Origin of the sequence: Vibrio thalassae, assembly GCF_900089835.1 — a bacterium.
Lineage (GTDB): Bacteria > Pseudomonadota > Gammaproteobacteria > Enterobacterales > Vibrionaceae > Vibrio > Vibrio thalassae.
The window spans coordinates 1-1,983 of record NZ_OANU01000157.1; the positions used below are offsets into that span (position 1 = coordinate 1).

At 44.2% G+C, this 1,983-nt stretch carries 2 pseudogenes; both read right to left on the reverse strand.

From position 1 onward, the window contains the following. Positions 1-282: 282 nt before the first annotated feature. Positions 283-811 (reverse strand): annotated as a pseudogene (locus tag VTH8203_RS22985) (tyrosine-type recombinase/integrase). 180 nt (positions 812-991) lie between these two features. After that, a pseudogene (locus VTH8203_RS22990) lies at positions 992-1,983 on the reverse strand (IS3 family transposase); the annotation flags it as partial.

The following is a 1,983-nucleotide window of genomic DNA, read 5'->3' on the forward strand; positions in this document are numbered from 1 at the left end:
CATCATATTGACTCCCTAGCACTTACCCGAATTGTGGTTTTCAGGAGGAACATCCTCTCACGATTTTGTTCCCACTCAGCCTAACGGCCAAGTTTCGTTACATTGTCAGATCCGCTACTTTATTCAGGATCCTAGGGTCATCTGGTGATACAGATGGTTCACTCTTGTCGTGGTGAACAACGCTTCATACGACTTCAGGTCGCACGGGCACTTTCGAGTTAGAAAGTGTCACGGGTAAAAACGCTAAGTCTTGTAAAAACGCTAAGTCTGTAAAACGCTAAGTCACCAACATTTGATGGTGTTTTCGATCTTGGTATGCCCGAGTAAAAGCTGAATCGCTCGAATATTTTTAGTCTTCTGGTAAATCAATGTCGCGTTAGTTCGGCGCATTGAATGAGTTCCGTAGAGATCAGGGTTGTGACCTAAAGTAAGTGCCCAACTCCGAATGATTCGACGGTAATATGAGTAGCTTAGAGATTGATGGGGCTTTCGTGGGCTTGGAAAAAGGTAGTCTTTAGGTTGAAGCTTTTGATCTTTAATCCAATGACTCAGCGTTTGCTATGTTCTCTGAATGATTTCAAACTGAACGTCATTACCAGTCTTTTTCTGAACATACTGGACACGGTTGAATACTAATAAGTTAGATGAAACATCTGACACCCTTAATGATAAGAGGTCATTTGAACGTAGTAGCTTGCTATCGATTGCAAGGTTAAGAAGAGATAGTTCCATCAGATTATTACTGAGTTCTAATCCGCCAGATTTCTTCTAATCTAAATGGCTTTTTTACACCCGTTTTCTTGCACTCCATATGCTCCCTCGTTGTACTGTTGTTAACATACATCTAAACATGAAGTTTTGTGATAAAAGAGCGAACGTATTCGTTCGCTCTATTACATCTAGATCGTGGGACTATTTTTTAGGCCAAGCAAACTTCTCAAATACTCTGTCTACTGGCGTGTGATCTGCTCCAGCCAGACTGGACACTTCATTAAGCGACATTTTGATTTTCAAAGTTAACTGGGCTTAGATACCCAAGAGCACTGTGCCTTCTTGTCCGATTATAATCAACCTCTATGTATTCAAAGATCGTTTGGCGCATCTCGTCTCGCGTCATGATCGGCTCATACTGGATCGCTTCAACTTTCATTGAATGGAAGAAGCTCTCAACACAAGCATTGTCCCAGCAGTTTCCTTTCCTACTCATACTTTGCTTTAGATTATAAGCAGTTATCAGGTCTCGATAATCCTTTGAGCAGTACTGACTACCTCGGTCACTATGAACGATAACCTGCTCAGGGAACCCTCGACGGAACAAGGCCATTGATAACGCATCGCAGACCAGAGTTGCCGTCATTCTGGTGTCCATAGACCAACCGACTACTTGCCTTGAATAAAGGTCAATAATTACCGCCAAATACAGCCAGCCTTCGCTTGTCGCAACATAGGTGATGTCTCCCGCCCACTTTTGATTCGGAGCCTCCGCGTTAAAATCCTGAGCCAGCAGGTTCGGAGCAACTGGCATTTTATGTTTGCTGTCCGTCGTACACTTAAACTTACGTGCCGCTTTCGGCGTTAAATCTTGCCGCTTCATACTGGCGGCGATGGTTTTAACATTACGGTTATCACCGTTCTCAGCCAGCTCTTTCTGGATGCGTCTTGAGCCATCACGGCCTTTGCTATTGTTAAAAGCCTCTTTGACCTTCGTATCAAGCTCTTGGCGAGTTACCTCGCGCTGGATGGCCTTGTGGCGATGCTTAATCCAGTAATAAGACCCACTTCGTGAAACGCCGAACACCTTAGCCATGCGGACAACACTGAAGCACAGCAGGTGTTCGAGCATAAATTCGTAGCAATCTACTTTAAGTTTTTCGCGAAGTAGGTGGCGGCCTTTTTTACTATATCTAGCTCTTCAGCTTGCTCAGCCAATTGTCTTTTGAGTTTGGCAACTTCAGCGGCTAGATCTTTTTCCCGCTGACTGGT